This window comes from Chelativorans sp. M5D2P16, from assembly GCF_034427935.1.
GTDB lineage: Bacteria > Pseudomonadota > Alphaproteobacteria > Rhizobiales > Rhizobiaceae > Chelativorans.
Genome location: NZ_JAXQNM010000012.1, coordinates 249,868 through 273,841, shown reverse-complemented (window position 1 = coordinate 273,841; position 23,974 = coordinate 249,868). Strand labels below are relative to the sequence as shown.

Here is a 23,974-nt window from a genome sequence, read left to right as displayed (position 1 = left end):
GGCCTTTGGCGTGGAAACCGTTTGCCGACGGCCGCCTACTCGGATTCAGACTCGGATTCGGCGTTCTTGGCGGCTTTCTTCGGTGCCGCCTTCTTCTTGGGCGCAGCCTTCTTCTTGGCGGGCTTCGGCGCTTCCTCGGCCTCGTCCTCGTCGTCCGCCAGAAGCTCCTCGCGGCTCACCTTCTTGTCGGTAACGTCGACCTCGGCCAGGAGCTTGTCGACCACCTTCTCCTCGAAGAGCGGTGCGCGGATATTGGCGAGCGCCTGCGGGTTCTGGCGGTAGAAATCGTAGATTTCCTGCTGCTGGTGCTGCGGATAGCGCCGGATCGATTCGAACAGCGCGCGCTGCATCTCGTCCTCGCTCACCTGCACGTCGGATTCCTCGCCAATCTGGGCCAAGACGAGGCCGAGCCGCACGCGGCGCTCGGCGAGCTTGCGGTATTCCTCGCGCGCCTCTTCCTCGGTCGTGTCCTCGTCCTCGAAACTCCGGCCCGCTTGCTCCAGGTCACGAGTGACCTGCGACCAGATGTTGTCGAACTCGGCATCGACGAGCTTCGACGGCGCCTCGAACTGGTAGACCTCGTCCAGCGCATCGAGCAGCTGACGCTTGGCTTTCTGGCGCGTCACCTGGCCGAACTGGTTCTCGAGCTGGCCGCGGATGATCTCGCGCAGCTTGTCGGCCGATTCCAGGCCCAGCTTCTTGGCCAGCTCGTCGTCGATCACCAGTTCCTCCGCCGCGGCCACCTGCTTGACCGTGACGTCGAACTCCGCCTCCTTGCCGGCGAGGTGCTCGGCTGCATACTCTTGCGGGAAGGTGATCTTGAAAGTCTTCTCCTCGCCCGCCTTCAGCCCGACGAGTTGCTCCTCGAAGCCGGGGATGAACTGATTGTGGCCGATCACCACCTCAGAGTCGGTTCCGGCACCGCCTTCGAAAGGCTCCCCGTCGAGCTTGCCGACATAGTCGATGGTGACCTTGTCGCCCTCTTCGGCCTTGCCGTCCTTGGCTTCGTAGGTGCGCGCGGAATCGGCCACCCGCTTGACCTGCTCCTCGACCTCCTCCTCGGAAACGTCATAGACCGGACGCGTGATCTTGATCTCGGAGAAATCCTTGATCTCGATCGGCGGGATGACCTCATAGCTCATGGAGAACTCGAAATCCGCGTCACCGGCGAGCACCTTCTCGGCTTCCTTCTCGTCCTCGGTCATGGCGACCTCCGGCTGCATGGCCGGCTTTTCGCCCCGCTCCTCGAGAATCGACTTGGAGGAATCGGATAGGATCTCGTTGACGACCTCCGCCATGAAGGACTTGCCGTACATGCGCCGCAGGTGCTGGATCGGCACCTTGCCTGGACGGAAGCCTTTCAGCCGGACCTTGTCCTTGGCATCCACCAGCCGCTCCATCAGCCGGGCTTCCAGGTCCTCGGCCGGCACGGTGACCTTGATCTCGCGCTTAAGACCGGAATTGAGAGTCTCGCTAACCTGCATATCAAACCTTTATTTTACTTCAGCGCCACCTCTAGCGGCGTGCCATCGTCACCTGCCGGATGTCGTTCCCGGGCGGGCCCTGTTCCCCTCGGGGAAGCCGTTGCGCCCACACCAGTCCTCCCTTCGCCGGCTTCGAGGAAAAACTCCCTGTGCGCGGCGGCCCAGAACCGCAAAGCCCAGGCCTAACAAACATCCTGGTGCGGGTGGAGGGACTTGAACCCCCACGGCTTGCGCCACAGGAACCTAAATCCTGCGTGTCTACCAGTTCCACCACACCCGCCTCGAAAGCGGACGCTCCCGAAAGCGCGGCGTTCTATATCACCTGCCCCCTATGTATCAAAGGGAAATTGCCCGAGAAACCGGCCTTTTTTGGCCGACACCCCCGCAACGACGGGCCGCCGCACTGCGCAGCGGCCTGCCGGCCTTCCCATTTCCTTCGCGCCGCGCGTCGGCCGGCTTCGTGACAGATTTATGATGCGTTGCACAATTTGCATTGCTGCCATGCAACATCGTCTCTTTTTCCTTTGTGCCGAGGGGCTTATTTAACGAGGGCAAGACGGTTGAACAAAACCTCGACGAAATGAGTAAGACCATGAACCTGATCCGCAACTACAACAACTGGCGCCGCTACCGGCAGACGGTTAACGAACTGAACCGCCTCTCGACACGCGAATTGAACGACCTCGGCATCTCCCGTGGCGACATTCCGTACGTGGCGCGCAAGTCCCTTTAAGAGTTTCGCCAGGGTTACCTCCTCCCAACCCTGACGAATGCGGCTGGCTTTCTCCTCCTCCCGATTGCCAGCTACACAAACGACACCCGCCGGACCTCCTCCCCCGGCGGGTGTTGTTTTTTGCCTATCTCTCTCCCAGTACCCCACGCTGGCGCCAGTGCGCGAGCGGCATGATGTCGGGCGCACCTCCGGCCGGCTCGTACCAGCTGTCGACCGCCCACCGTCTGCCGTCGGGCGCACGGATCACTGCTGTGGCATGCGGGTAGCGCCGGTCCAGGAAGAAGCCGCGCGAGGCGTTCGCCTCGACCCGGTGGTGCCTGAGCAACCCCAGACGATTGAGCAGGTGCAGCAAAGCCTGGGTATTGGTCGATTCGTCGATGCAGTCCATCTGTCCCAGCACGCGCGAACCGGCGAAGCTGCCCTTCGCCTTGTCGGCCACGCCGATCGCTTTTGTCGCCTGTCGCTCGAAGAACTGGACCGCCGCGGCGATCGCCGCCCGTTCCGCCTCGGGCGAGTGCCGGCCGGGTTGCATGATCTCCTGAAAACGCTGGCGCATCTGGTGGCCGACCGACAGGCTCGTTCGGTAGGTACAGGAATAACCGCTGCAAACGTGAATCTGTAGGGGCTCCGCCGAAGCGCGAGCCACCGGTGCGGCGAAGCCGGCAAGCATGGCAATGATGATGAACCCGCGCATTCCCTCCCCTTCGGGGCGCACAGTCGGTCCGGAGATAACGCGCGTGTCGCGGTTTGCGTTGCATTCGCGGTGGCTTGCGCCTATTTCCGCGACATGAAACAGACTCCCCTACACGTCATCGGCGGCGGGCTCGCCGGCTCGGAAGCTGCCTGGCAGGCTGCGGAGGCGGGCGTGCCCGTCGTCCTGCACGAAATGCGGCCAGTGCGTGGCACGGACGCGCACAAGACGGACGGCCTGGCCGAGCTCGTCTGCTCGAATTCCTTCCGTTCCGACGACGCGGAAACGAACGCGGTGGGGCTCCTCCACGCCGAGATGCGGCTTTCGGGATCGCTGATCATGCGTGCGGGCGACGCCAACCAGGTGCCGGCGGGCGGCGCGCTCGCCGTGGACCGGGATGGGTTTTCCCAGGCCGTGACACGCGCGCTGGAAGACCATCCGTTGATCGAAATCACCCGCGAGGAGGTTCCCGGCCTGCCGCCGGCGGAGTGGGACCAGGCGATCATCGCCACCGGCCCCCTCACCGCCCCCGGACTGGCCGAAGCGATCCGGCGGGAGACCGGCGCGGAGGCGCTGGCCTTTTTCGACGCCATCGCCCCGATCGTCCATTTCGACACGATCGACATGGACGTGGCCTGGTTCCAGTCGCGCTACGACAAGGTCGGCCCCGGCGGGACGGGCAAGGACTATATCAACTGCCCGATGGACAAGGACACCTATCTGGCCTTCGTCCAGGCCCTGCTCGACGGCGAGAAGACCGCCTTCAAGGAATGGGAAGGCACGCCCTATTTCGATGGCTGCCTGCCCATCGAGGTGATGGCCGAACGCGGCGTCGAGACCCTGCGCCACGGGCCGATGAAGCCCATGGGGCTCACCAACGCCCACAAGCCCGACGAGAAGCCCTATGCGGTCGTACAACTGCGCCAGGACAACGCGCTCGGTACGCTCTACAACATGGTCGGTTTCCAGACGAAGCTGAAATACGGCGAGCAGGTCCGCGTCTTCCGCATGATCCCGGGGCTGGAGAATGCCGAGTTCGCGCGCCTCGGCGGCCTTCACCGCAATACCTACATCAACTCGCCGGCCCTTCTCGACGGCACCTTGCAGCTCAAATCCCGGCCGGGCCTGCGCTTTGCCGGGCAGATCACCGGCTGCGAGGGCTATGTGGAGAGTGCGGCGATGGGGTTGGTTGCCGGCCGCTTCGCTGCGGCCGAACGCCTGGGCCGGGCACTCACGCCGCCCCCGCCGACGACCGCCTTCGGGGCGCTGTTGAACCACATCACCGGCGGACACATCCTGGCCGAGGACGAACCCGGCAAGCGCTCCTTCCAGCCGATGAACGTCAATTTCGGCTTGTTCCCGCCGGTCGAGGTCCCGAAACAGGAGGGCAAGCGCCTGCGCGGCAAGGAGAAATCCGCGGCGAAAAAGCGGGCGCTCACCGCGCGTGCGCTGGCGGACTGCCGTGCATGGCTCGGGATCGCGGAAAAGGAAGCGGCCGAATAGACCTACCAGTCCTCGGATTTGAGCAGGATCGCGCCCTGGAAGGTTTCGAGGCGCGGCTGCTGGAGGTCGGCAAACAGGTAGGTGGGCAGCAGCATGATCTCGCGGCCTTCTGCGCCGAGGCCGAACTTCAGCACCTGCTTGGCCCCGTCGATCCGTGCCATGTCTTCGATGGTCGGCTTGGAAACGGGGAAGCGGACCGTCTCCTCCCCCGCCGTTATCAGGAGGGCATTCTCCTCCAGGCGGAAGGAAAGCTCCGTTCCCGATGGTAGAGTTAGGGACTCCGGCTCCTCATCGCGAGTGGAGAGATCGAAGTTCGGGATCATCACGTCGAATCCCGAAAGGGCAAAGGCGGTAGGCGCGGCGTTGTAGGCGAGCGAAAAACCGCTCGGCCCCTTGAAGCGCCGCGTCGGATCGAGGTCCCAGGCACGGGCTATGGCTTGATAGCCCATACCGGACGACAGATCGACGTCCTCTCCCTCCGGCGCAACGCGTGCCAGCGCGTCCTGCCCCGCGAGAAAGCTGAGGGCGCCCAGTGCTTCCTCGTGGCGCTTGCCCTCGACCGGCGGGTTTCCGACGATGTCCAGGAACCGCTCGGCCTGGCTCCTGATCGAAATCCCGAGAGCGCCCTGGGGGCCGAAGCCGCCGAGGAGAAGCGCGAAAACCGGAAGCGCCAGAATGACCCGGATGTCGCCGCGAAAACGCGGCAGGAACTGAAGCAGCACCACCACCGCCGTGACCGCCCCGAACAGACCGAGCAGGTAGCGCTCCGGCGTAAATCCGAACGTCCCCACGCGCTCGACCAGCGCAAAGAAGAGCAGCACCAGCGGAACCGGCAGGACGAACGGCCAGAACCGCAGAAAGAGCCGAGTCGGCGCCCGGGCGTGGTCGAAAAAGGGATTGATGATCAAGAGCGCGGCGAAGAGGCAGAAGCCGTAGGTGAGCACCAGCCACCCGATCTGGCCTTCCGGCATCTCGGCCGCGATGACGATTTTCAGCGCATAGACGTGAAGGATGAGCGCGTAGACGATGAGCAGCGGCGCAGCCAGAAAGTCCCCCAGGGCGCGCATGCCCCGGTCCATGAAGCTTCTGGCGGCCACGCTCGGACGTTCGTCGAATCGGTCGGGAAACTGCCCGAGGGCGAAGAGCGGCGCGGCAAAGAGGCTCGTGAACGCCCAGACGTGCTGATAGAGCTCACTCGGAACCTCCAGGCCGAACAGATACGTCAGGCTTGCCAGGATGGCCGATATCCCGCCGGCAAGCAGCAGCAGCGCCAGCCCGCCCAAAAGCACGGCAAAGGCCGTGCGTGCGGAAAACATCCAGAAGGAATCGCTATCACCCCGCCCGATAAAGGGGGCGATCAGGACCAGCCCGCACAATGCGGGAAACAGGACCCATTGCAGCACCGACAATTGTGCGGAAAATACGATCAGCAGCGTGACGGCACAGCCGGCCAGGACGGCGGTCGCGTTACTTGCCATGCGCGAGATCCCGCGCGCCTCACCGCTCAGAGAAGCCGCCAGAGCGGCGAGCGCACCGCTGAACAGGCCGATCGCGAGGTCAGCCGCAAATGCCCGCTGCGCATCGTCAGCGAACAGGTATATTTCGGCGATGATCAGATTGGCCTGCAGGGCCGCCGCCGCAAAGAAAATCGCCGGCACCGGAAAGCGGAAGGCTGCGGCACGCACGCCGACGAGCATTTCCTTGAACACGGCGCGCCAACCCGCGTCGGTTCCCCTGCCACTGGCCAGAACTGCCATCGCGAAAACTCCCTCGTCAAAGAATCAGGTCATGAAAAACGCTTCCTGGAGAGCAGACAAGGCTGGCAGAAATGGGGCGTCACCAGCCGCGCAGGGCTCGCCTCAAGAGCAGCCAATGCCGGCGCACAGGCGAGATGGCGGCGCTTTCCTCGAGCGGATCGACCGCGCCGGATTCGATCGCATCCAGATAGGATCCGGCAAGGGATACCGGTAGGTAGGCCGGCCTCAGCGACACGGGCAGCGTGCGGGCCTCCTGCTTGAACCGGGCGAGATGATCACGCGCCAGCGCCGCCGTGGCGGCCACGGCGCGCGTCGCGCCCGGCCTGTCATTGCCGGCAATGAAATCGTCCCGCGTCGTGCCGACCGCCTGGAGGATGTCGAGCGGCACGTAGCACTGGCCTCTTCTGCGGTGGATCGGCAGCAACCGCAACAGCCCGGCAATCGCCTGTGCGCAGCCGGCATGACCGGCGGTCGCCGCCGTTTTCACCGCCGCGCCGGGATCGAGCACCAGGCCGGCAAGCTGGATCAGCGCCGAAGCGGTCTCGCCGCAATAGCCTTCCAGATCCGTCCTGGTCGGCATCGGATCGTCATAGAGATCGAAGATGCGCGCCTCCAGCATGTTCTCGAAGGTCGCAAGGGGAAGATCGTACGCGCGGATGGCTTCCAAGAGCGCCGCGGCTATCGGATGCCCGCCCGCTGCCGCGGGATCGCCCGACGCCAGGACGTCGCGCCACCACTGCAGCCGCACCTCGCCGGGGAGCGGCTGGCTGATCCTGTCGCGCACGGCGGCGATCTCGGCATTGAAGGCGTAGAGCGCCAGCAGCGCGGGCCGCTTTGCCGCCGGCGCATAAAGGGCGGCCAGATAGCGGTCCGGGTCGGCCTGGCGGACGATGGCGAGCGTCTCGGTCTCGGCCGAACTCATCTCACCCGACGGCGATCAATGCCGCTGCGACGGCGCGCTCTTCCGCCAGGAGGACGTTGTAGGTGCGCACCGCTGCGCCCGTCGACATGGTCTCTACCGCCATGCCGGCCTCCCTGAGCCGGGCACGAAGTTCCGCCGGCAACGGCTTGAGCGATCCTCCGGTCCCCACCAGCAGGATTTCGATCGATTCTGCTTCCTCGATGGTCTGCAGAAAATCCCCTTCGCCGAGCCCGGCAGGATCGCTCGCCGCCCAGCCATGAATGCCCGAAGGCAGACACAGGATCGAACCGCGATGCGACATCTCGGCAAAGCGGAAGCCGCCATTGCCATAGGCGTCGACGGGCGCGCGCCCCGGAAAGTGCGCCTCGCGTATATGCATACCGCCAGTCATCCCTTGGCCGCGATCTCGCCCGTGCCCTGATCTTCCTTTTTCGCCGCGCCGGCCTCTTCCGTAGTGCCCGCGGGGCGCATCCGGAAGAGGATCAGTAAGGGTGCGGCAACGAAGATCGAGGAATAGGTGCCGATCACCACGCCGAAGATCATGGCCGCGGTGAAGGAGCGGATGACCTCGCCGCCGAAGGCGTAGAGTGCCACAAGTGCCAGAAGCGTCGTCACCGAGGTCATGAGCGTGCGCGCAAGCATCTGGTTCATCGACATGTCGAGAAGCTGCGGCAGGGGCATCTTCTTGAAGCGCCTGAGGTTTTCGCGAATACGGTCATAGACCACCACCGTGTCGTTCAGCGAATAGCCGACGATCGTCAGGATGGCGGCGATGCTCGACAGGTTGAATTCGATGCCGGTTATGACGAAGAAGCCGATGGTCATGATGACGTCGTGCATCGTCGCCAGGATCGCGCCGAGCGCGAACTGCCATTCGAAACGAAGCCAGATATAGATCAGGATCGCCAGCAGCGAGACAAGGACGGCGATCGTACCGGCACGCGCCAGTTCGCTCGACACTGTCGGCCCGACGACTTCGACGCGGCGGAAATCGTAGTCGGCCTCCAGAACGCTGCGAACCTGGTCGATGACGGCCTGCTGGGCTTCTTCTCCGCCTTCTTGTGCCTGGACCCTTATCAGCGCCTCGCGCGGGTCGCCGAACTCCTGCACCTGCAGGTCACCCAGATCGAGGACGGAGAGGCTGCTACGGATCTCGGCGATGTCGGCCGGGCCTTCCCGCGACTGCACCTCGATGCTCGAGCCGCCCTTGAAGTCGATGCCGTAGTTCATGTTCACGGTCGCGAAAAGCGCAAGCGCGCCGATGGAGGCGACCGCCGAAAGCGTGAAGGCGAAGCGGCGCAGCCACATGAAACGGATGCCCGTCTCCACCGGGACCACCTGCAGCGGGAAGCGCGGCAATTCCTTGGGCCGGCGGCGCCGAACCCATTCGGCGATCATCCAGCGCGTGAGCGTGTACGCGGAAAAGACCGTCGTGACGATACCGATGGCGAGCGTCACGGCAAAGCCGCGCACCGGACCGGTGCCGAGATAGAACAGGATCACGGCGGCAATCAGGGTCGTCACATTGGCGTCGACGATCGTGGTGAGCGCCTTGGAGAACCCGGCGTCAACGGCGTGAATAAGACTTCGCCCCGAGGCCCGCTCCTCGCGGATGCGTTCGAAGACGAGCACATTCGAGTCCACCGCCATGCCCATCGTCAGCACGATGCCGGCGATGCCCGGCAGCGTCAGCGTGGCCCCGAGTCCGGATAGGATGGCGATGATCATGCAGATATTCGCCGTGAGCGCGACGACGGCGAAGATGCCGAGGAGCCCATAGGCCGCGACCATGAAGAGGACCACCAGCGCGGCACCGATTATCGAGGCGATCTGGCCGGCCTCGATGGAATCCTGCCCGAGGCCCGGCCCGACGGTGCGCTCCTCGATGACGGTCAGGGTCGCCGGCAGGGCGCCGGCGCGCAGGAGAACGGCGAGATCGTTGGCGCTCTGGACCGTGAAACTGCCGGAAATCTGCCCCGATCCGCCGAGAATCGGCTCGCGGATCTGCGGCGCAGAGATCACCTGCCCGTCGAGGATGATGGCAAAGAGGCGCCCGACATTCTCCTGGGTGGCCTGCCCGAATCGGGTCGCGCCACGGGTGTCGAAACGAAAGGAAACGACCGGCTCGTTGGTCTGCTGGTCGAACGTGGCCTGGGCGTCGATCAGGTTCTCGCCCGAAACGATGATCCGGTCCTCGATGAGATACGGCACGGACGGCTCGTCCATCGAGTACATGACGGAGGTGCCCGCCGGCGGCCGGCCGTCGATCGCTTCCTGGGCGGGCATGGACTGATCGACCATCTGGAAGGTCAGCCGGGCGGTCTGGCCCAGCAGATCCTTCAGCCGCTCGGGATCTTCCAGACCCGGCACCTGCACGAGGATCCGGTCGTCACCCTGGCGCTGAACCACCGGCTCGGTCGTACCCAGCTCATTGATGCGGCGGCTCACCACCTCGATCGACTGCTCGAGTGCACTCGACAGCCGGTACTGTATCCCCTCCTCCGTCAGCGTCAGCCGCAGCAGGCCGGGCTCGGGTTCCGACAGCGCCAACTCGCGTAGGCTGCCGGATCCGAACAGGCCGCCGGTAACCGGCTGCAGGAGTTCGTCGAGCGCCTGCCGGGCTGCTTCGACCTCCGCCGTGTCGCGGATCCGAACCTGCACCGCCTGTCCGGCGGTGGAAAGGCCCGTGTAGCCGATGCGCTCGTCACGCAGCAGGCGGCGCACGTCGTCACGCACGCTGTTGAGCCGCTCGGCGACGAGTTCCTGACGGTCGAGCTGCAAAAGGATGTGCGATCCGCCCCTGAGGTCCAGGCCCAGCGTCATGGGTTGCGAGGGCGCCCAACTCGGAAGCGAAGAGAAATAGGACTGCGGAAGAACGTTCGGCGCGGCGTAGGCGACGCCGAGCGCCACCGCCAGCCAGATTAAAATAGTCTGCAAGCGTGAAAAATATAACATGCCGCTTCTTTCTTCAGGCTCCGTCCGGCGCGCCTTCCGCGGAAAATCAGAGCTATTTGTTGGCCGCTTGCTCGGAACTCGGCTCGCCCTTCACCCGCACATCGGCGAGCATGGAGCGCACGGCCGTCACCTTGGTGCCGCCGCCGAGATCGACCTCGAGCTCGGTGTCGTTGATCACCTTGGTCACCTTGCCGACGAGGCCGCCGCCGGTCACCACCGTGTCGCCACGCCGCACGGCCGCCAGCATCTCCGTGCGCTTCTTCATCTGTTGGCGCTGCGGCCGGATAATCAGGAAATACATGATCACGAAAATGAGCACAAAGGGCAGGATGCTCACAAAAAGATCGGGGGCTCCCCCGCCCGCCTGCGCATATGCCGGTGTCACAAACATAAAAAACTCCCGAATTGCGAAATGGGACCGGAACGCAGCGCCCGGTTCGAACTCGCGCGGAATATAGATGTTCGCACCCTGTTTGCAACTGCCCGCGTATCCCCTGATCCCACAGGTGGCCGGCACCCGGACAACCCTTGCAAAAACACGCTTGCTGTGACAGAACCGTACCGTACGGTACTATTGCCAAGGGGACCGCCATGACCGACAAAGCCGTCGACTCGCTCAATGAAAAGCTGGACAGGCTGATCGAAATCGTGTCGCGCATGGCCCCGAGAGCGCCCGAGGAACCGGATCTGGACGCGGCGGACTGTTTCGTCTGGCACGCCGAGACGGGTTCGCTCGCCCCGGTCGCAAAGGTCAACCGCGTCGATCTGACGCTCATCCGCGGCGTCGATCGCGTGCGCGACATCCTGCTCGACAACACGCGGCGCTTCGCCGCCGGACTGCCCGCCAACAACGCGCTTCTGTGGGGCGCGCGCGGCATGGGAAAATCCTCGCTGGTCAAGGCTGTCCACGCCGAAATTAATCGCACACGCGAGGGTGATGCGCCCGTCTTGAAGCTCGTCGAGATCCATCGCGAGGACATCGAGAGCCTGCCGGTCCTGATGGCGCTGGTGAAGGCGGCCGCGCACCGCCTCATCCTGTTTTGCGACGACCTGTCCTTCGACCAGGACGACACCTCCTACAAGTCGCTGAAGGCGGCGCTGGAAGGCGGTGTCGAAGGGCGGCCGGAAAACGTCATCCTCTACGCGACATCGAACAGGCGTCATCTCCTGCCGCGCGACATGATCGAGAACGAGCGCTCGACAGCCATCAACCCCTCCGAAGCGGTGGAGGAGAAGGTCTCCCTGTCGGACCGCTTCGGTCTGTGGCTCGGCTTCCACAGGTGTTCGCAGGACGAGTATCTGGCCATGATCGACGGCTATGCGCGCTATCACGACCTTCCGGTCGACGCGGACACGCTGCGCGCGGAGGCGCTGGAATGGGCCACGACCCGCGGCAGCCGCTCGGGGCGCGTGGCCTGGCAATTCGTGCAGGATATGGCGGGCCGCCTCGGCAGGCGGCTGAAGGATTGAGCGGACAGGCCCCGGCCCCGCCTATTCGAGATAGGTCATCGGGTCGACCGGCGAGGTGCCCTTGCGCACCTCGAAATGAAGCTTGGGACGGTCCGCTTCCCCGCTCATGCCCGAAAGGGCGATCTCCTGGCCGCGCTTGACGTTGTCGCCGCGCTTCACCTTGAGCTGCGAGGCATGCCCGTAGACGGTGACGAGACCGTCCTCGTGGCGCACGAGAACGGTATTGCCGAATCCCTTCAGCCCGTCGCCGGAATAGATGACCACGCCGTTCTCGGCCGCCCGGACGGACGTCCCCTCGGGGACGGCAATGTCTATGCCGTCGCTGCTTCCGCTGCCAAAGCCGGCGACGACGCGTCCGCGCGCCGGCCAGCGCAGACGTCCCACACCCGTGGCGTCAGGGGTCAGTGCCGCGACCTCTTCTGCCTCTTCCCCGCTCTTCTCCGAGACGGTATCGCCGGAGGGCGGCGTATAGGTGGAAACCTTCTTCTCCTCGGCCTTGGGCGGCGTACCCGCCTTGTCGGCCGAGGCGGTGGTCACCGGGTCGGCCTTCGGCGCGTCCGCCTTGGCTGGCTCCGCCTTGGCGACCGTCGTTTGGCCTGCGCCGTTGCCTTGCGGAATCGTGAGCGTCTGTCCGACCCGGATCATGCCGCCGGACAGTCCGTTCGCCTGCTTGATGCTGTCGACGCTGACCCCGGTCTTGCGCGAAATCCCGTAGAGCGTATCGCCCGAGGCAACGGTATAGCGGCCCGAATCGGAACTGTCGTTCGCCGTGCCTCCACCCGAATTGTCGCGGCCTGCCTGCTGCGGCTTCGGCGCCTGCGGCAGAACGCCGAGCTGTCCGTCGGGCTGATTCGCGGGCGCCTGCGGCTGCGGGGCTGTGCCGGAAGAAGGGGAAGCTGTGCGGTTAGCCGTATTGGCCGGCTGTGTACCCGTCGAAGGCGTGGCGGCGGAACGCTGCGGAGCCGGCAGGGGCGAAGAGGAAACGGCCGAGCCGCCGTTCACCGGCGCGCTCTGGTTGGTCCCGGCTTGGGACGGTGCCGGCAGTTGCGCCGGCGCCGTGCTCTGAACGGCCCCGCCGCCGACGGGCGCCTTGGGGCGGATGACCCGCTCATAGCTCGGCTGGGCGCGCCTGCCCTGCATGTCGCCGGGATAGGGCTGGTTGGCCTGAGCCACCGTAACCGGCCTGCTCGAGGTGGTCGAATTGGTGACGAGGCCATCGGTCAGGCTCGAGGCGCCCGCGCCGCAGCCAGCCGCCAGTCCGCCGAGCACGACGACCGCCGCTCCGCGCGCCAGCGTGCTCCTGAAGTGTCCTGTGATGCCGAAACGCATGAACCTACCCGCACTTATCCCGTTCCTGCAGCGCCATGCACCCTTAGGGCGCGCAAAGGACTCTGCAGGTGTTGAATCTGCGCATCGTGCCGTCGGCCGATACGCGAGTACAGGCCCGATTAGAACGCGTTAATGTTACCGGGCGGTTAAGCTGGAGAAAGTCGGCGCGTTCACAGTGCCTGCGCGACGCCCTCAATGAGCGGCTGGAGACGCACGGGCTCGAGATCGGTGCGCTCGAACCGGCTGCCCACCTTCACGAAACGCGTCATCATCTGCACGTCCTCCGGCGGGCCGACGGGCGCGATCATCATGCCGCCGCTTGCCAGGAAGTCCGCGAAGCGGCGGGGTGCCTCGTCGAATGCCGCCCACACGATGATACGATCGAACGGGCCGTCGGCGACGCCGTCGGACCCGTCCGCCTGGCGGGTGAAGACATTCGTCAGGCCGAAGCCTTCGTGGCGCAGGCGCGCCTGCTCGACCAGAGTCTTGTAGCGATCCACGGTAAGCACGCGCCCGGCGAGCCGCGCCATCACCGCCGCGGTGTAGCCCGAGCCGGTGCCGATCTCCAGAACGCGCACATCCGGATTGAGCTCGAGCGCATGAATCATCGCAGCCTGCAAATCGCAGCCCTCGAGCGTCTCGCCGCACTGAATGGGCACGGTGCGGTTGGACCACACCCATCGCTGCCACTCGGCGGACACGAAGCCGGTGCGCGGGATGGCCTCCATCGCCGAGAAAAGCTCGTTCGAGGTCACGCCGCGGGCGCGCATGCGCAGCATGAAAGCGGCAAAGTCCTCGCGTTGCTCCTGGCCCGTCCCCGTCACAGAATCGCCTTTGCCAGCCTCTCCCGGACCTCGTGCGCCGTCAAATCGAGGTGAAGCGGAGTGACCGAAACCCGGCCGTCGCGCACAGCGGCCTGGTCGCTGCCCTCGCGCACCTCCTCCTCCTTGGGACCGAAGCGCAGCCAGTAGTAGGGAAAGCCGCGGCCGTCCCGGCGCTCGTCGATCCACAGCCCGTGCACAAGCTTGCCCTGCGCCGTCACCACCGTGCCCTTCACCTCCTCGGGCCGGCAGTTGGGGAAGTTCACGTTGAGGAAGACGCCGCGCGGCAGCTCGGTGCCAACCAGCTTCTTGAGGAGGGCTGGCGCGACCGCCTCGGTCGTGTCCCATGGGATATAGCGAATGTCGTCGGAAAAATCGTAGGCCTGGCTGAGCGCGATCGAGCGGATGCCCAAAAGCGTGCCTTCCATGGCACCGGCCACCGTGCCGGAATAGGTCAGGTCGTCGGCCACGTTGGTGCCGTTGTTGACGCCGGACAGGATCAGGTCGGGCGGGGAGTCCATCACCCTGCGCACGCCCATGATGACGCAGTCGGTCGGCGTGCCGCGCAGCGCGAAATGGCGGTCGTCGATCTTGCGCATGCGCAGGGGCTCCGAAAGCGACAGCGAATGCGCGAACCCGGATTGGTCGGTCTCCGGCGCGACCACCCAGACATCGTCGGAGAGCGTGCGCGCGATCCGCTCCAGAACCTGGAGCCCCTCGGCATGGATACCGTCGTCATTGGTCAGAAGTATGCGCACTGTGCCTAGCCTTTCGCCGCCTCGATTCGTTGCATCCCGCCCATATAGGGCTGCAGGACGTCGGGAATGGAAATGCTTCCGTCCTCGTTTTGGTAGTTCTCCATGACGGCGATCAGCGCCCGGCCGAGCGCGACCCCGGAACCGTTCAGCGTGTGGACGAAATGCGGCTGCCTCTCGTCGGGCAGCCGGTAGCGCGCGTTCATGCGCCGCGCCTGGAAGTCGCCGCAGACCGAACAGGAGGAGATTTCGCGATATGCGCCCTGCCCCGGCAGCCACACCTCGATGTCATAGGTCTTGCGCGCGCCGAAGCCCATGTCGCCGGTGCACAGGATCACGGTGCGGAACGGCAGGCCGAGTTTCTTCAAGACCGTCTCGGCGCACTCCGTCATGCGCTCGTGCTCGTCGAGCGAGCTCTCGGCATCAGTGATCGAGACCAATTCGACCTTGTAGAACTGGTGCTGGCGCAGCATGCCGCGTGTGTCCCGCCCCGCAGAACCGGCTTCGGAGCGGAAGCAGGGCGTAAGCGCGGTGAAGCGCAGCGGGAGTTGGCCGGATTCCAGGATCTCCTCGCGCACGAGATTGGTAAGCGGGACTTCCGCTGTGGGGATAAGCCAATGGCTCTCCCCGGCGTGGAACAGGTCCTCCGCGAACTTCGGCAGCTGCCCCGTCCCAAACAGCGCCTCGTCCCGCACCAGAAGCGGCGGCTGGACTTCCGTATAGCCGTGCTCGTTCGTGTGCAGGTCGAGCATGAACTGACCGAGCGCGCGCTCGAGCCGCGCAAGCTGGCCCGAGAGCACGGTGAAGCGGCTGCCCGACAGCTTCGCCGCACGCTCGAAATCCATCTGGCCGAGCGCCTCGCCAAGCTCGAAATGCTCGCGCGCCCAGTTCGGTCGGAGGGTCTCGCCGGCCTTGCGGATTTCGACATTGTCGCTCTCGTCGGCGCCGACGGGCACCTCCTCCAGCGGCGGGTTGGGGATGCCGGCGAGCCGGTCGCGAAGTTCGGCGTCCAGCCGGCGCTCTTCCGCCTCGCCGTCCTGGACGAAGCTTTTCAGCTCCGCGATTTCGGCTTTCAGCCGTTCGGCGGTTTCCCTGTCGCCCCCGCGCATGGCGATACCGATTTCACGAGAGGCGGCGTTGCGGCGCTCCTGCGCCTCCTGCAACCGGCCCAGATGCGCACGTCTTGCCTCGTCGGCCAGGATCACGGCCTCGACGACGGACGCCGCCGCCTCCGCCGAATGCCCGCGCTTCCTCAGCGCGTCGGCAAGGGCTTCGGGGTTTTCGCGAATCCATCTGATATCGAGCATGTTCGGCTTCCGGGCGTGCGAATGACAACCGCCCGCGACAGAACGCGAAGACGAAGGATTTAGGAAGCGGAACCGGTGCTGGCGCTCGTCTCCGAATCGCCTGCCGCCGAATCGGCCTCCTCTTCCGCGGCCTGCCGCGCCGCCCTGTCCCTCTCGCGTCTGCGCTCCACCATACGGGCGCTCCAGATGGCAATCTCGTAGAGAAGGATGGTGGGAAGCGCAAGACCGATCTGGCTGACCGGATCGGGCGGCGTGAGCACTGCCGCCACCACGAATGCGGCGACGATGGCGTATTTCCGCTTGTCGGCAAGTCCCTGGGAGGTAAGCAGTTCTACCCGCGCCATCAGCGTCGTGACCACCGGCAGCTGGAAAACCAGGCCGAAGGACAGGATGAGCGTCATGATAAGCCCGAGATATTCGGACACGCGCGGCAGGAGCGAGATGTGGATTTCGTTGTCGGGCCCCACCTGCTGCATCGACAGGAAGAACCACATTACCATCGGCGTGAAGAAGAAATAGACGAGCGCGCCGCCGATGAGGAAGAGGACCGGCGAGGCCACCAGGAACGGCAGGAAAGCGCGCCGCTCGTTGCGGTAGAGCCCCGGCGCCACGAACTTGTAGACCTGCAAGGCGATGATCGGGAACGCCAGCACCAGCCCACCGAACATGGCGAGCTTGATCTGGGTGAAGAAGAACTCCTGCGGGGCGGTATAGATGAGGTCGACCTGCTCCGAATCGAGCCCGGCCCAGTCGCTCGCCCACTGGAAAGGAATCACCAGGAGGTTGAAGATCTCCTTGGCGAAGAAGAAACACACCAGAAATGCGACGAAAAAAGCGGCGATCGCCCAGATCAGCCGCGAGCGCAGCTCGATGAGATGGTCCATCAGCGGCGCGGAGGACTTATCGATGTCGTCGTCGTTCTTGGCGCTCACGGCGCGGTTCCCGTCGTTTTCTTCTTGCCCGCGGTGGATTTCGGCGCGGGTCGCTTCGCAGCGGTTTTTGTGGTGGCGGCGGATTTGCCGGGTGTCTTGCCCTGCGACACCGGCTCGCCGGATGCCTTCTTCGCCGCCGCCGGTTTGGTGGACGACGCCTTCTTGCCGGCCGCGGGTTTGGCGGCCGCCGTGTTTTTGGCCGACACGGATTTGGCGGCCTTGGAATCCTCGCCCGCAATGGCGGTCGCGCCGGTCTTGGCCGGTGCGCTCTCTTGGGCCGTAACGCCGGACGCCTCCTTGGCCTTGGGCTTCGCAGCATCATCGAGGCCGCTGCGAATGTCGCGGCCGACCTGGTTCAGTGGCTCCATGTGCTTGCGGATTTCCCGCCGCGGATCGAGCTTGCGCGCTTCATCGGCAAGCCCCTTCACATCGTCGAGCTCCGCCTCGCGCAGTGCTTCGTCGAACTGCTTGCGAAAATCGCCCGCCATCACCTTGAGCTTGCTCGTCGTGCGGCCGAAGCCGCGCAGGACGCGCGGCAGGTCCTTCGGCCCCACCACCACGATCAGCACAATCGCGATGACGAGAAGTTCAGGCCATCCGAAATCAAACATCGAGCGTTGTTCCGAGGATGCGGTCCGGCCGCGCCAAAATCAGGACGACTTGCTTGCCTTTTCCTTGGCGCCGTTCACCGACTCCTCGGAGCGGTGCTCCACCGTCTTCGGCTCCTCGGCGGCCTCGTCATCGGCCATGCCCTTCTTGAAGCTCTTGATGCCCTTGGCCATGTCGCCCATCAGCTCGGGGATCTTGCCCCGGCCGAAAAGGAGCAAAACGACCACAAGCACGATAAGCCAGTGCCAGATTGAAAAGGAACCCATGATATCTCTGCCCGTTTCCTGAGGTTGTTACCTGATTTATGCGCTTTCGCGCTCTCTTTCAAACACAAGAACGTCGCGCGGACGCACTTTCAGAAAAATGTCGCGAATACCGGGGGGAAGCAGGCCGCAGCGCACGCGCGCCCGCAGGTGCTCGTCGACTCCCTCGACCCCAAGCTCGAGCAGTTCCACCACTCCCAGGAAGCGCCGCGACAGGATGCGTGCGGCCACGCCATCCTCCTCCGCGCAGGGTTCCAGCCCCGACAGACGGACAGCCACCGTCACGGCAGCACCCTCGTCGAGCCCTGGCGCGGCAAACCGGCCGAGCGGCGTGTCGGCGGCACCGCCCGCCACGCGCGCACCGAACAGGTTGAGCTCGGAAAAGAAGCCGGCGACGAAAAGATCCGCCGGCTGGAGGTAGAGCTCCTCCGCCGTCCCCGTCTGGATCAACCACCCGCTGCGCAACAGCGCGATGCGGTCGCCCATGCGCATCGCCTCCTCCGCGTCGTGGGTGACGACGATCGCCGTCGCCCGGCTCTGCCGCAGGATGGCCAGCGTTTCGGCGCGCACCGTGTCCTTGAGCCGGGAGTCGAGGCCCGAGAACGGCTCATCCATCAAAAGCACCGCCGGGCGCGGCGCGAGAGCACGGGCCAGCGCCACGCGTTGCTGCTCGCCGCCCGAAAGAACATGCGGATAGGCGCCGGCGTAGGATTCCAGCCCGACACGCGAAAGCGCGGCCATGGCCTCGTTCCTCGCCTCCTCGCGCGAAAGGGCCGTCAGCCCGAAGCGGACATTGTCCAGGATGGTAAGATGCGGGAAAAGCGCGAAATCCTGGAACACCAGCCCGATCGAGCGTTGCTCCGGCGGGAGGAACACGTTCGGGCCGGCGATTTCACGCTCGTTGAGAAGCACCCGCCCCGCACTCTGGCTCTCGATTCCCGCGGCAATGCGCAGAAGCGTCGTCTTGCCGGATCCCGACGGCCCCAGCAGGCACAGAACCTCCCCCGGCTCGGCGACGAGGGAGACATCCTGGAGCGTGACCTGGTCGGACGCGAAGCGGTGGTGGATTTGCTCGAAGGCAAGCCTGGCGCCGAAGGTGACCCCGGCGGTCACCCGTGCCGGCTTTTCGCTCGTTCCGCTCATTTCCCCGGGTTCTCGCCTCTGCCCGCGCGCCTGCGCCTGCGCCGGGAGCGATCAATCATCCTCGGCACGGGGTGTCAACAGACCGAGTTCCTCCAGATCGATATCGGTCAGCGGATCCTCGTCTTCCGCGAGAGCATCGCCGTCGCTCGGCGGCTGTGGAACGGAGAAGTTGGACGGCATGCGTGCCGAAAGCAGTCCCGCGCCCTTGAGTTCGTCCAGCCCCGGCAGGTCGCGCAATTCCTCCAGCCCGAAATGATCCAGGAATTCGGTGGTCGTCCCGTAGGTAACGGGGCGCCCCGGCGTGCGCCGGCGTCCACGCATCCGGATCCAGCCGGTCTCCAGAAGCGTATCCAGCGTGCCCTTGGAGGTTTCCACGCCGCGGATCTCCTCGATCTCGGCGCGCGTGACCGGCTGGTGATAGGCGATAACCGCCAGCATCTCCAGCGCCGCGCGCGAGAGCTTCTTCTGCTGCACCGCGTCGCGGCTGAGCAGAAAGGCGAGATCATCGGCCGTGCGGAAGGCCCAGCAGTCCGCCACTCGCACCAGATTGACGCCCCGGCTGGCATAATCGCTCTTCAATTCCTCCATGACCGCGCCGATGTCGAGACCGTCCGGCAACCGCGCGGCGAGCGCCTTGGAGGAGACGGGTTCGGCACTGGCAAAGACCAGCGCTTCGGCCATGCGCTTTGCTTCGGCGAAGGAAATGCCATGTCCTTCCGCCTGCCGATCGAGCTCCCCCGCCGGTCCCTCGTCCTCGGCACGGAATGGAACCACGTTGCCGCTGTCGTTCATGGGGTCTTCCGCTCTTGGTGGGCTGCCTCGGCGGCATTGCGCATGTAAAGCGGCGCGAAGGGCTCGTTCTGGCGGATCTGCAGCGTACCCTCGCGCACCAGTTCCAGGGAGGCGGCGAAGGTGCTGGCGACCGCGGTGCGCCGGTCTTCAGGCTGTGTCAGATAGGCGATAAGAAACCGGTCGAGCGTCGTCCATTCCGAGAACTCGCCGATCAGGCGGATCAGGATCTCGCGCGCCTGCTTCAGCGACCATACTCCGCGCTTGGCGATCTGGACGCTGGTGATGGCGCGGCGCTGGCGCTGGCCGGCATAGGCGGTCAACAGGTCGTAGAGCGTCGCCGAATAGTCGCTCCGCTTTTGGACGACCACCGGCTCGGGCATGCCGCGGGCGAACACGTCCCGTCCCAGCCGGTTGCGGTTGACGAGCCGCGCCGCCGCATCGCGCATCGCCTCCAGCCGCTTCAGCCGGAATTGCAGGAGCGCTGCCATTTCTTCGCCGGAAGGCTCCTCGTCATCCTGCTGCTTGGGGATGAGCAGGCGCGACTTGAGGTAGGCGAGCCAGGCCGCCATCACGAGATAGTCGGCGGCAAGCTCCAGGCGCATCTGCCGCACGCGTTCGATGAACTGAAGATATTGCTCCGCGAGCGCCAGGACGGAGATGCGCGAAAGATCCACCTTCTGGTTGCGAGCCAAATGCAGGAGCAGGTCCAGCGGCCCCTCGAAACCCTCGACATCGACGGTCAAGGCTGGTTCGGAGACGCCCCGCTCCTCGCTCTCGGGCGCCCACAGCTTGTCCATGGGGATGGGTTTGCCCGCCCCGTCCTGGTCTCCCGCTTTCTGTTTCGCCTCGGCCATTTCAGCCGTTTCCTTCTCGTCGCGTCTAAACCGCGGCGGTGATGAGCGATAAAAACTCCGCTCGCAGCGCAGTCTCGTCCATGCGTTCTCCGACGCCCGCCGCGGCAAGGGCCCGCTCCGCGCGCAGCAGAGCCTTGCCGGACAAAGCCGGCGTTCGTTGGGCGACGGCCCGCATTTCGGCCATCGCGCCGTTGCAATGAAGAACGACATCGCACCCGGCTGCAAGGATCGCCGCCGTGCGCGCGCCGTAATCCCCAGAAAGCGCCTTCATCGACATGTCGTCGCTCATCAGGAGCCCGTCGAAGCCGATTTCGCCGCGGATGATGTCGTCTATCACGCGGGATGAGGTGGTCGACGGATGCTCGGAATCGATTGCCGAATAAACGACATGCGCCGTCATCGCCATGGGCAGGTCGTTCAATGCCTTGAAGGGGACGAAGTCACGGGCGCGCAGCGCCTCCAGCGAAGCCTCGACGCGCGGCAGCGCCAGGTGACTGTCGGCGCCGGCGCGGCCGTGGCCCGGCACGTGCTTCATCACGGGCAGGACGCCGCCGGCCATGAGACCGTCCGCCGCCGCACGCCCGAGCATGGAGACGGTTTCGGGATCGCCGCCATAGGCACGGTCGCCGATGACGTCATGGGCACCGGGCTGCGGCACGTCGAGCACAGGCAGGCAGTCGGCGGATACGCCGAGCCGCGCCAGGTCGAAGGCGTGCAGGCGCGACATCAGCCAGGCGGCATGCAAGCCGGCTTCCCGGTCCTGATCGTAGAGCGCGCCGAGTGCCGCTGCCGGCGGATAGTCGGGCGCCAGCGGCGGGCGCAGCCGCTGCACGCGCCCACCCTCCTGATCGATGAAGACCGGCGCGTTCTCCCGTCCGGTGCTGTCGCGCATCGCGGCGACGAGATCGCGCACCTGCTCGACCTCGGCGATGTTGCGTGCAAACAGGATGAAGCCCCAAGGTCGCTCGTCGCGGTAGAAAGCCGCTTCGTCGCGCTCGAGCCGGGTGCCGGCGGCCCCGAGAATCATCGCCTTTGATTCGCTCATGCCAAAAGCATAGCCGGATCTGCCCGGATTGGACACGCCCGGTCCTGCCGGCCTCCCCGCCTGAGGGACAGCACTACTGCGAGACGAAGCAGTTTCCGCCGGCGGACTTCAACTGGCTGCAGAGCCGGACGGCTTCGTCCTTGGAGGAGGACGGGATGCGCACCCGGTAGTACGTCCCCTTCCCTGCAATATCGGCCTTGACGATGTTGACGCCCCTGCCCTGCAGAAGATTGCCGTAACGCTGCGCCAGTTCCTGGTAGGACTGCTGCGCATCCTGCGCGGAGGGCTGGGAGGCGATCTGCACCGACCAGCCGGATGCGGCCGCCGAGGGCTGGACCGGCTGCGGTTCAGCAGCCGCTACCTGCGTCGGCGCCGAATTCGATTGCGCGGCCTGCGAAGCCTGCCCACTCGGCTGCTGCTGTGTGCTGGCGATGTTGGCCGGGCGCGAGGGTGGAATGGGAGCCGAATTCGGGATCGGAACGTCCGTCGTCTCGGTTGCACCGGCGGTATCCACCGCCGCCGTCTCGGCATTGTCGGGCGCATTGCCGTCCGCCGCCGCACTTTGCCCTCCGGCAGAGGCCGATTGCTCTCCGGCAGAGGCCGAGGCAGTCTCCTGCGGCTCGGGCATTTCCCGCGGCACCATCGTGCCGTCGGGCCGCACCACCAGGGAGCGGACACGGCGCGGCGCGAGTGCTGCGACTTCCGTTTCGCCCGCGGCGGCTTCCTCGAGCGAATTGTCCAGACGGTCCTCGCGCTTGTCCGAACCGCCCTCCATCACGGCGGGGGTCGCGCCGGACGAACCCGTCACGCCCGGGAGGTCGAGCGGTTCCTCGGCGGTGGAGACGAGCTCCGCCTGCGCCGGAACGGCATCGCCCGCTTCCTCTCCGGAAACGCGCTTGTAGACCTGGTTGTCCTGATTGGGAATGACGGTCCCGCCGGGATCCTCCGGCTGCACCTTCACCGGCTCGTTATCCGCTTTCACCAGCACGGGACCGGAGGATTCGCCGCCATTGAATGTCAGCGCGAATACCGTCACTCCGCCGAGGATGACGACACCGCCCGCCACGGCGGCCGCCAGGAGCGCCCGCGATCCGGAACGGCCACGTTCGGTTTCGACGGGAGGTTCGATCCCAGGCGCTGGCGCCAATCCTGCCCCGACAGGTTGTTCCGGCAGGTGCTCCCAGTCGCGGGAATAGGTCTCGGTGAAATCCCCGTTCAGGTCTTCCGGATAGGTCGCTTCGGCCGGCCTGGAAGCGTTGGCCGCCGTGCCGGCGACCCCCAGCCCCGCCGCAATGCCGGCAGCCAGAAATTCGTCAAGCCGTTCGTCCTCGGAGGAGGAAGCAGGCGCAGCATCGATCGCCGCCGGCTCGGTTTCCTTCCAGTTCGCCTCCGAAACTTCCGGCAGATCGCCCGTCTCGCCGAAGGCGCCCGCCAGCAGTTCGTCGATCTCGTCGAGTTCCGCCGCCGGCTTTACCTCCTCGCGATGGGGGACGTCCGGAATGTCGAGCGTGTCGGCAACAGCGACCGCCTCCTCGGGAACGTCGACGGTCTCGACCTCGGGGGGCAGTTCCGCCGCGCCCGCATAAGGCAGCGCTTCCTGGGGATCGTCCGCTTGCGCGGAAAGTTCCTCGACATGCGGCTTGTCACTACCGCCGAATATGTGCTCCAGCGACCAGTCACCGAACGCTCCACCGGAACTGTCGTCGGTGGATTCGGGCAACGGCGCAGGCTCTTCTGCCTGTGCCGTATCCTCCCGCCCGGTGGGAAGCTCCAGTTCCGGCGCCAGACGATAGGTTGCCGTGGCGGCATCGGCGGCGGTGAAGATGCTTGCCGGCAACGGCTCGGGATCGGTCTCGGCGGTCACGTCTTGCCGTTGCGGCGCCTCCGCCTCCTGAAAAGACGCGAACGACAGGGCCGCCTCCAGCGAAGCGGGCTCGGCTCTGTCGGCGAAAACTTCGTCACCAGCGCTTTCGGGAGAAGTGAAATCGGAATCGAGCGCGGCGAAATCCTCCTCGCGGATCACGAAGGGCTCAACCTCGCCATCGCCTTCCCCGAATCCCTCCTGCCGCGGCGCGCTCGCATCCGGCGCGCCAAAACCATCCTGAGGAAATTCCGGCTGGGCGGGAACGGACGCTTCATCATCTGCCGAGAAGGCCTGATCCCGGCCTGCCTCGAGGGCGGCATCCAGTTCGGAATCGGCAAACCCCGACATCTCCGCCTCGGCTTCCCGTGCGGGTTCGGCATACGCCTGCGCGGACGCAACATCTTGCGGCAAATGCGGCTCGACCGGCTCGATTTCGGAAATGCCTGACTCGACAGGCTGTTCTTCTTGCGGCACAGCAGGATGGAGGGTAAAGGCCTCGCCCTCCTGCGGGGCGTCGGGTTCGTTCTCGTCGAGCCCGCCCATCAGTTCGTTCTCGAGTTCGAGCGCGAGATCGTCCGCCGGCTGCTCCTCCGCCGCCGGGCGTGAGTCCGGGCGCGGATTGTGCCCCATAATTCGCGTCAGTTCCGCGAAGGGGTCGTCCTGGGTCAGATCGTTCCGATCCGCCGCGTTCGAATAATTGCTGTCAGCCATGCCTTTTCCCACACTCGGTCGGACGCCGGCGACG

At 65.5% G+C, this 23,974-nt stretch carries 22 protein-coding genes and 1 tRNA gene; 3 read left to right on the top strand and 20 right to left on the bottom strand.

The annotated features are described in order from the left end of the window. Positions 1–35 precede the first annotated feature (35 nt). Together tig and SIN08_RS07110 are read right to left on the bottom strand one after the other, a co-directional pair. Positions 36–1,484, bottom strand: coding sequence for a trigger factor (gene tig / locus SIN08_RS07115; protein ID WP_322450875.1), 1,449 nt, complete (start codon positions 1,482–1,484; stop codon positions 36–38). A gap of 195 nt (positions 1,485–1,679) precedes the next feature. Continuing rightward, positions 1,680–1,764: transfer RNA gene (locus SIN08_RS07110), tRNA-Leu, on the bottom strand. A gap of 312 nt (positions 1,765–2,076) precedes the next feature. Between SIN08_RS07110 and SIN08_RS07105 the strand changes: the two genes are divergently transcribed. Then, positions 2,077–2,217, top strand: a complete 141-nt coding sequence (locus SIN08_RS07105; RefSeq protein WP_322450910.1) for a DUF1127 domain-containing protein — start codon at positions 2,077–2,079, stop codon at positions 2,215–2,217. A 124-nt stretch (positions 2,218–2,341) separates the two neighbouring features. Here SIN08_RS07105 and SIN08_RS07100 read toward each other — a convergent pair whose 3' ends face one another. Next, positions 2,342–2,911 (bottom strand): hypothetical protein, encoded by a 570-nt coding sequence (locus tag SIN08_RS07100; RefSeq protein ID WP_322450874.1) that lies wholly within the window; start codon positions 2,909–2,911, stop codon positions 2,342–2,344. Between the two features lie 93 nt (positions 2,912–3,004). Here SIN08_RS07100 and trmFO point away from each other — a divergent pair, with 93 nt between their 5' ends. Beyond that, positions 3,005–4,411 carry a methylenetetrahydrofolate--tRNA-(uracil(54)-C(5))-methyltransferase (FADH(2)-oxidizing) TrmFO gene (trmFO, locus tag SIN08_RS07095; protein WP_322450873.1) on the top strand — a complete coding sequence of 469 codons (1,407 nt, stop codon included), beginning with the start codon at positions 3,005–3,007 and terminating at the stop codon, positions 4,409–4,411. A gap of 2 nt (positions 4,412–4,413) precedes the next feature. On the opposite strand, the gene SIN08_RS07090 is transcribed toward trmFO, so the two are convergent. The 5 genes from SIN08_RS07090 to yajC all read right to left on the bottom strand — a co-directional run bounded on the left by SIN08_RS07090 (position 4,414) and on the right by yajC (position 10,436). After that, positions 4,414–6,168 (bottom strand): DUF4153 domain-containing protein, encoded by a 1,755-nt coding sequence (locus SIN08_RS07090; protein ID WP_322450872.1) that lies wholly within the window; start codon positions 6,166–6,168, stop codon positions 4,414–4,416. A gap of 79 nt (positions 6,169–6,247) precedes the next feature. Then, positions 6,248–7,090, bottom strand: coding sequence for a phytoene/squalene synthase family protein (locus SIN08_RS07085; protein WP_322450871.1), 843 nt, complete (start codon positions 7,088–7,090; stop codon positions 6,248–6,250). 1 nt (position 7,091) lies between these two features. After that, positions 7,092–7,481 carry an Mth938-like domain-containing protein gene (locus tag SIN08_RS07080; RefSeq protein WP_322450870.1) on the bottom strand — a complete coding sequence of 130 codons (390 nt, stop codon included), beginning with the start codon at positions 7,479–7,481 and terminating at the stop codon, positions 7,092–7,094. Next, positions 7,478–10,045, bottom strand: a complete 2,568-nt coding sequence (gene secDF, locus SIN08_RS07075; RefSeq protein ID WP_322450869.1) for a protein translocase subunit SecDF — start codon at positions 10,043–10,045, stop codon at positions 7,478–7,480. Before secDF ends, SIN08_RS07080 begins: the two co-directional genes overlap by 4 nt. 52 nt (positions 10,046–10,097) lie before the next feature. Next, positions 10,098–10,436, bottom strand: a complete 339-nt coding sequence (gene yajC / locus SIN08_RS07070; RefSeq protein ID WP_322450868.1) for a preprotein translocase subunit YajC — start codon at positions 10,434–10,436, stop codon at positions 10,098–10,100. 200 nt (positions 10,437–10,636) lie between these two features. Between yajC and SIN08_RS07065 the strand changes: the two genes are divergently transcribed. Further along, positions 10,637–11,515: an ATP-binding protein gene (locus tag SIN08_RS07065; RefSeq protein ID WP_322450867.1), complete on the top strand. Its 879-nt coding sequence runs from the start codon at positions 10,637–10,639 to the stop codon at positions 11,513–11,515. 21 nt (positions 11,516–11,536) lie between these two features. Here SIN08_RS07065 and SIN08_RS07060 read toward each other — a convergent pair whose 3' ends face one another. The 12 genes from SIN08_RS07060 to SIN08_RS07005 all read right to left on the bottom strand — a co-directional run bounded on the left by SIN08_RS07060 (position 11,537) and on the right by SIN08_RS07005 (position 23,940). Then, the gene (locus SIN08_RS07060; RefSeq protein WP_322450866.1) at positions 11,537–12,844 is read right to left on the bottom strand and encodes a peptidoglycan DD-metalloendopeptidase family protein; all 1,308 of its coding nucleotides are present in this window, start codon (positions 12,842–12,844) and stop codon (positions 11,537–11,539) included. Positions 12,845–13,014: 170 nt separating this feature from the next. After that, positions 13,015–13,668 (bottom strand): protein-L-isoaspartate(D-aspartate) O-methyltransferase, encoded by a 654-nt coding sequence (locus tag SIN08_RS07055; protein ID WP_322450865.1) that lies wholly within the window; start codon positions 13,666–13,668, stop codon positions 13,015–13,017. Beyond that, positions 13,665–14,423 (bottom strand): 5'/3'-nucleotidase SurE, encoded by a 759-nt coding sequence (gene surE / locus SIN08_RS07050; protein ID WP_322450864.1) that lies wholly within the window; start codon positions 14,421–14,423, stop codon positions 13,665–13,667. The genes SIN08_RS07055 and surE overlap by 4 nt, the downstream gene beginning before the upstream one ends. A 5-nt stretch (positions 14,424–14,428) precedes the next feature. Then, positions 14,429–15,727, bottom strand: coding sequence for a serine--tRNA ligase (gene serS / locus SIN08_RS07045; RefSeq protein WP_322450863.1), 1,299 nt, complete (start codon positions 15,725–15,727; stop codon positions 14,429–14,431). 59 nt (positions 15,728–15,786) lie between these two features. Then, complete coding sequence (tatC, locus tag SIN08_RS07040; RefSeq protein WP_322450909.1) at positions 15,787–16,611, bottom strand: twin-arginine translocase subunit TatC; 825 nt, start codon at positions 16,609–16,611, stop codon at positions 15,787–15,789. A gap of 44 nt (positions 16,612–16,655) precedes the next feature. Further along, positions 16,656–17,270: a Sec-independent protein translocase protein TatB gene (gene tatB / locus SIN08_RS07035; RefSeq protein ID WP_322450862.1), complete on the bottom strand. Its 615-nt coding sequence runs from the start codon at positions 17,268–17,270 to the stop codon at positions 16,656–16,658. Between the two features lie 39 nt (positions 17,271–17,309). Then, positions 17,310–17,534 (bottom strand): twin-arginine translocase TatA/TatE family subunit, encoded by a 225-nt coding sequence (locus SIN08_RS07030; RefSeq protein WP_322450861.1) that lies wholly within the window; start codon positions 17,532–17,534, stop codon positions 17,310–17,312. A gap of 36 nt (positions 17,535–17,570) precedes the next feature. Then, positions 17,571–18,674 carry an ABC transporter ATP-binding protein gene (locus SIN08_RS07025; RefSeq protein ID WP_322450860.1) on the bottom strand — a complete coding sequence of 368 codons (1,104 nt, stop codon included), beginning with the start codon at positions 18,672–18,674 and terminating at the stop codon, positions 17,571–17,573. A 51-nt stretch (positions 18,675–18,725) separates the two neighbouring features. Next, entirely contained in the window at positions 18,726–19,466 is a 741-nt protein-coding gene (scpB, locus tag SIN08_RS07020) for an SMC-Scp complex subunit ScpB (RefSeq protein ID WP_322450859.1), read from the bottom strand. Beyond that, complete coding sequence (locus SIN08_RS07015; protein WP_416208025.1) at positions 19,463–20,320, bottom strand: segregation and condensation protein A; 858 nt, start codon at positions 20,318–20,320, stop codon at positions 19,463–19,465. Before SIN08_RS07015 ends, scpB begins: the two co-directional genes overlap by 4 nt. A 25-nt stretch (positions 20,321–20,345) precedes the next feature. Further along, complete coding sequence (nagZ, locus tag SIN08_RS07010) at positions 20,346–21,365, bottom strand: beta-N-acetylhexosaminidase (protein WP_322450858.1); 1,020 nt, start codon at positions 21,363–21,365, stop codon at positions 20,346–20,348. Positions 21,366–21,438: 73 nt separating this feature from the next. Continuing rightward, entirely contained in the window at positions 21,439–23,940 is a 2,502-nt protein-coding gene (locus tag SIN08_RS07005; protein ID WP_322450857.1) for an SPOR domain-containing protein, read from the bottom strand. Between the last annotated feature and the right edge of the window lie 34 nt (positions 23,941–23,974).

Bases quoted from the DNA above. Each gene is read 5' to 3' on its own strand.
- tig (WP_322450875.1), bottom strand. From the start codon at position 1,484: ATGCAGGTTAGCGAGACTCTCAATTCCGGTCTTAAGCGCGAGATCAAG.
- SIN08_RS07105 (WP_322450910.1), top strand. From the start codon at position 2,077: ATGAACCTGATCCGCAACTACAACAACTGGCGCCGCTACCGGCAGACG.
- SIN08_RS07100 (WP_322450874.1), bottom strand. From the start codon at position 2,911: ATGCGCGGGTTCATCATCATTGCCATGCTTGCCGGCTTCGCCGCACCG.
- trmFO (WP_322450873.1), top strand. From the start codon at position 3,005: ATGAAACAGACTCCCCTACACGTCATCGGCGGCGGGCTCGCCGGCTCG.
- SIN08_RS07090 (WP_322450872.1), bottom strand. From the start codon at position 6,168: ATGGCAGTTCTGGCCAGTGGCAGGGGAACCGACGCGGGTTGGCGCGCC.
- SIN08_RS07085 (WP_322450871.1), bottom strand. From the start codon at position 7,090: ATGAGTTCGGCCGAGACCGAGACGCTCGCCATCGTCCGCCAGGCCGAC.
- SIN08_RS07080 (WP_322450870.1), bottom strand. From the start codon at position 7,481: ATGACTGGCGGTATGCATATACGCGAGGCGCACTTTCCGGGGCGCGCG.
- secDF (WP_322450869.1), bottom strand. From the start codon at position 10,045: ATGTTATATTTTTCACGCTTGCAGACTATTTTAATCTGGCTGGCGGTG.
- yajC (WP_322450868.1), bottom strand. From the start codon at position 10,436: ATGTTTGTGACACCGGCATATGCGCAGGCGGGCGGGGGAGCCCCCGAT.
- SIN08_RS07065 (WP_322450867.1), top strand. From the start codon at position 10,637: ATGACCGACAAAGCCGTCGACTCGCTCAATGAAAAGCTGGACAGGCTG.
- SIN08_RS07060 (WP_322450866.1), bottom strand. From the start codon at position 12,844: ATGCGTTTCGGCATCACAGGACACTTCAGGAGCACGCTGGCGCGCGGA.
- serS (WP_322450863.1), bottom strand. From the start codon at position 15,727: ATGCTCGATATCAGATGGATTCGCGAAAACCCCGAAGCCCTTGCCGAC.
- tatC (WP_322450909.1), bottom strand. From the start codon at position 16,611: ATGGACCATCTCATCGAGCTGCGCTCGCGGCTGATCTGGGCGATCGCC.
- tatB (WP_322450862.1), bottom strand. From the start codon at position 17,270: ATGTTTGATTTCGGATGGCCTGAACTTCTCGTCATCGCGATTGTGCTG.
- SIN08_RS07030 (WP_322450861.1), bottom strand. From the start codon at position 17,534: ATGGGTTCCTTTTCAATCTGGCACTGGCTTATCGTGCTTGTGGTCGTT.
- SIN08_RS07025 (WP_322450860.1), bottom strand. From the start codon at position 18,674: ATGAGCGGAACGAGCGAAAAGCCGGCACGGGTGACCGCCGGGGTCACC.
- scpB (WP_322450859.1), bottom strand. From the start codon at position 19,466: ATGAACGACAGCGGCAACGTGGTTCCATTCCGTGCCGAGGACGAGGGA.
- SIN08_RS07015 (WP_416208025.1), bottom strand. From the start codon at position 20,320: ATGGCCGAGGCGAAACAGAAAGCGGGAGACCAGGACGGGGCGGGCAAA.
- nagZ (WP_322450858.1), bottom strand. From the start codon at position 21,365: ATGAGCGAATCAAAGGCGATGATTCTCGGGGCCGCCGGCACCCGGCTC.
- SIN08_RS07005 (WP_322450857.1), bottom strand. From the start codon at position 23,940: ATGGCTGACAGCAATTATTCGAACGCGGCGGATCGGAACGATCTGACC.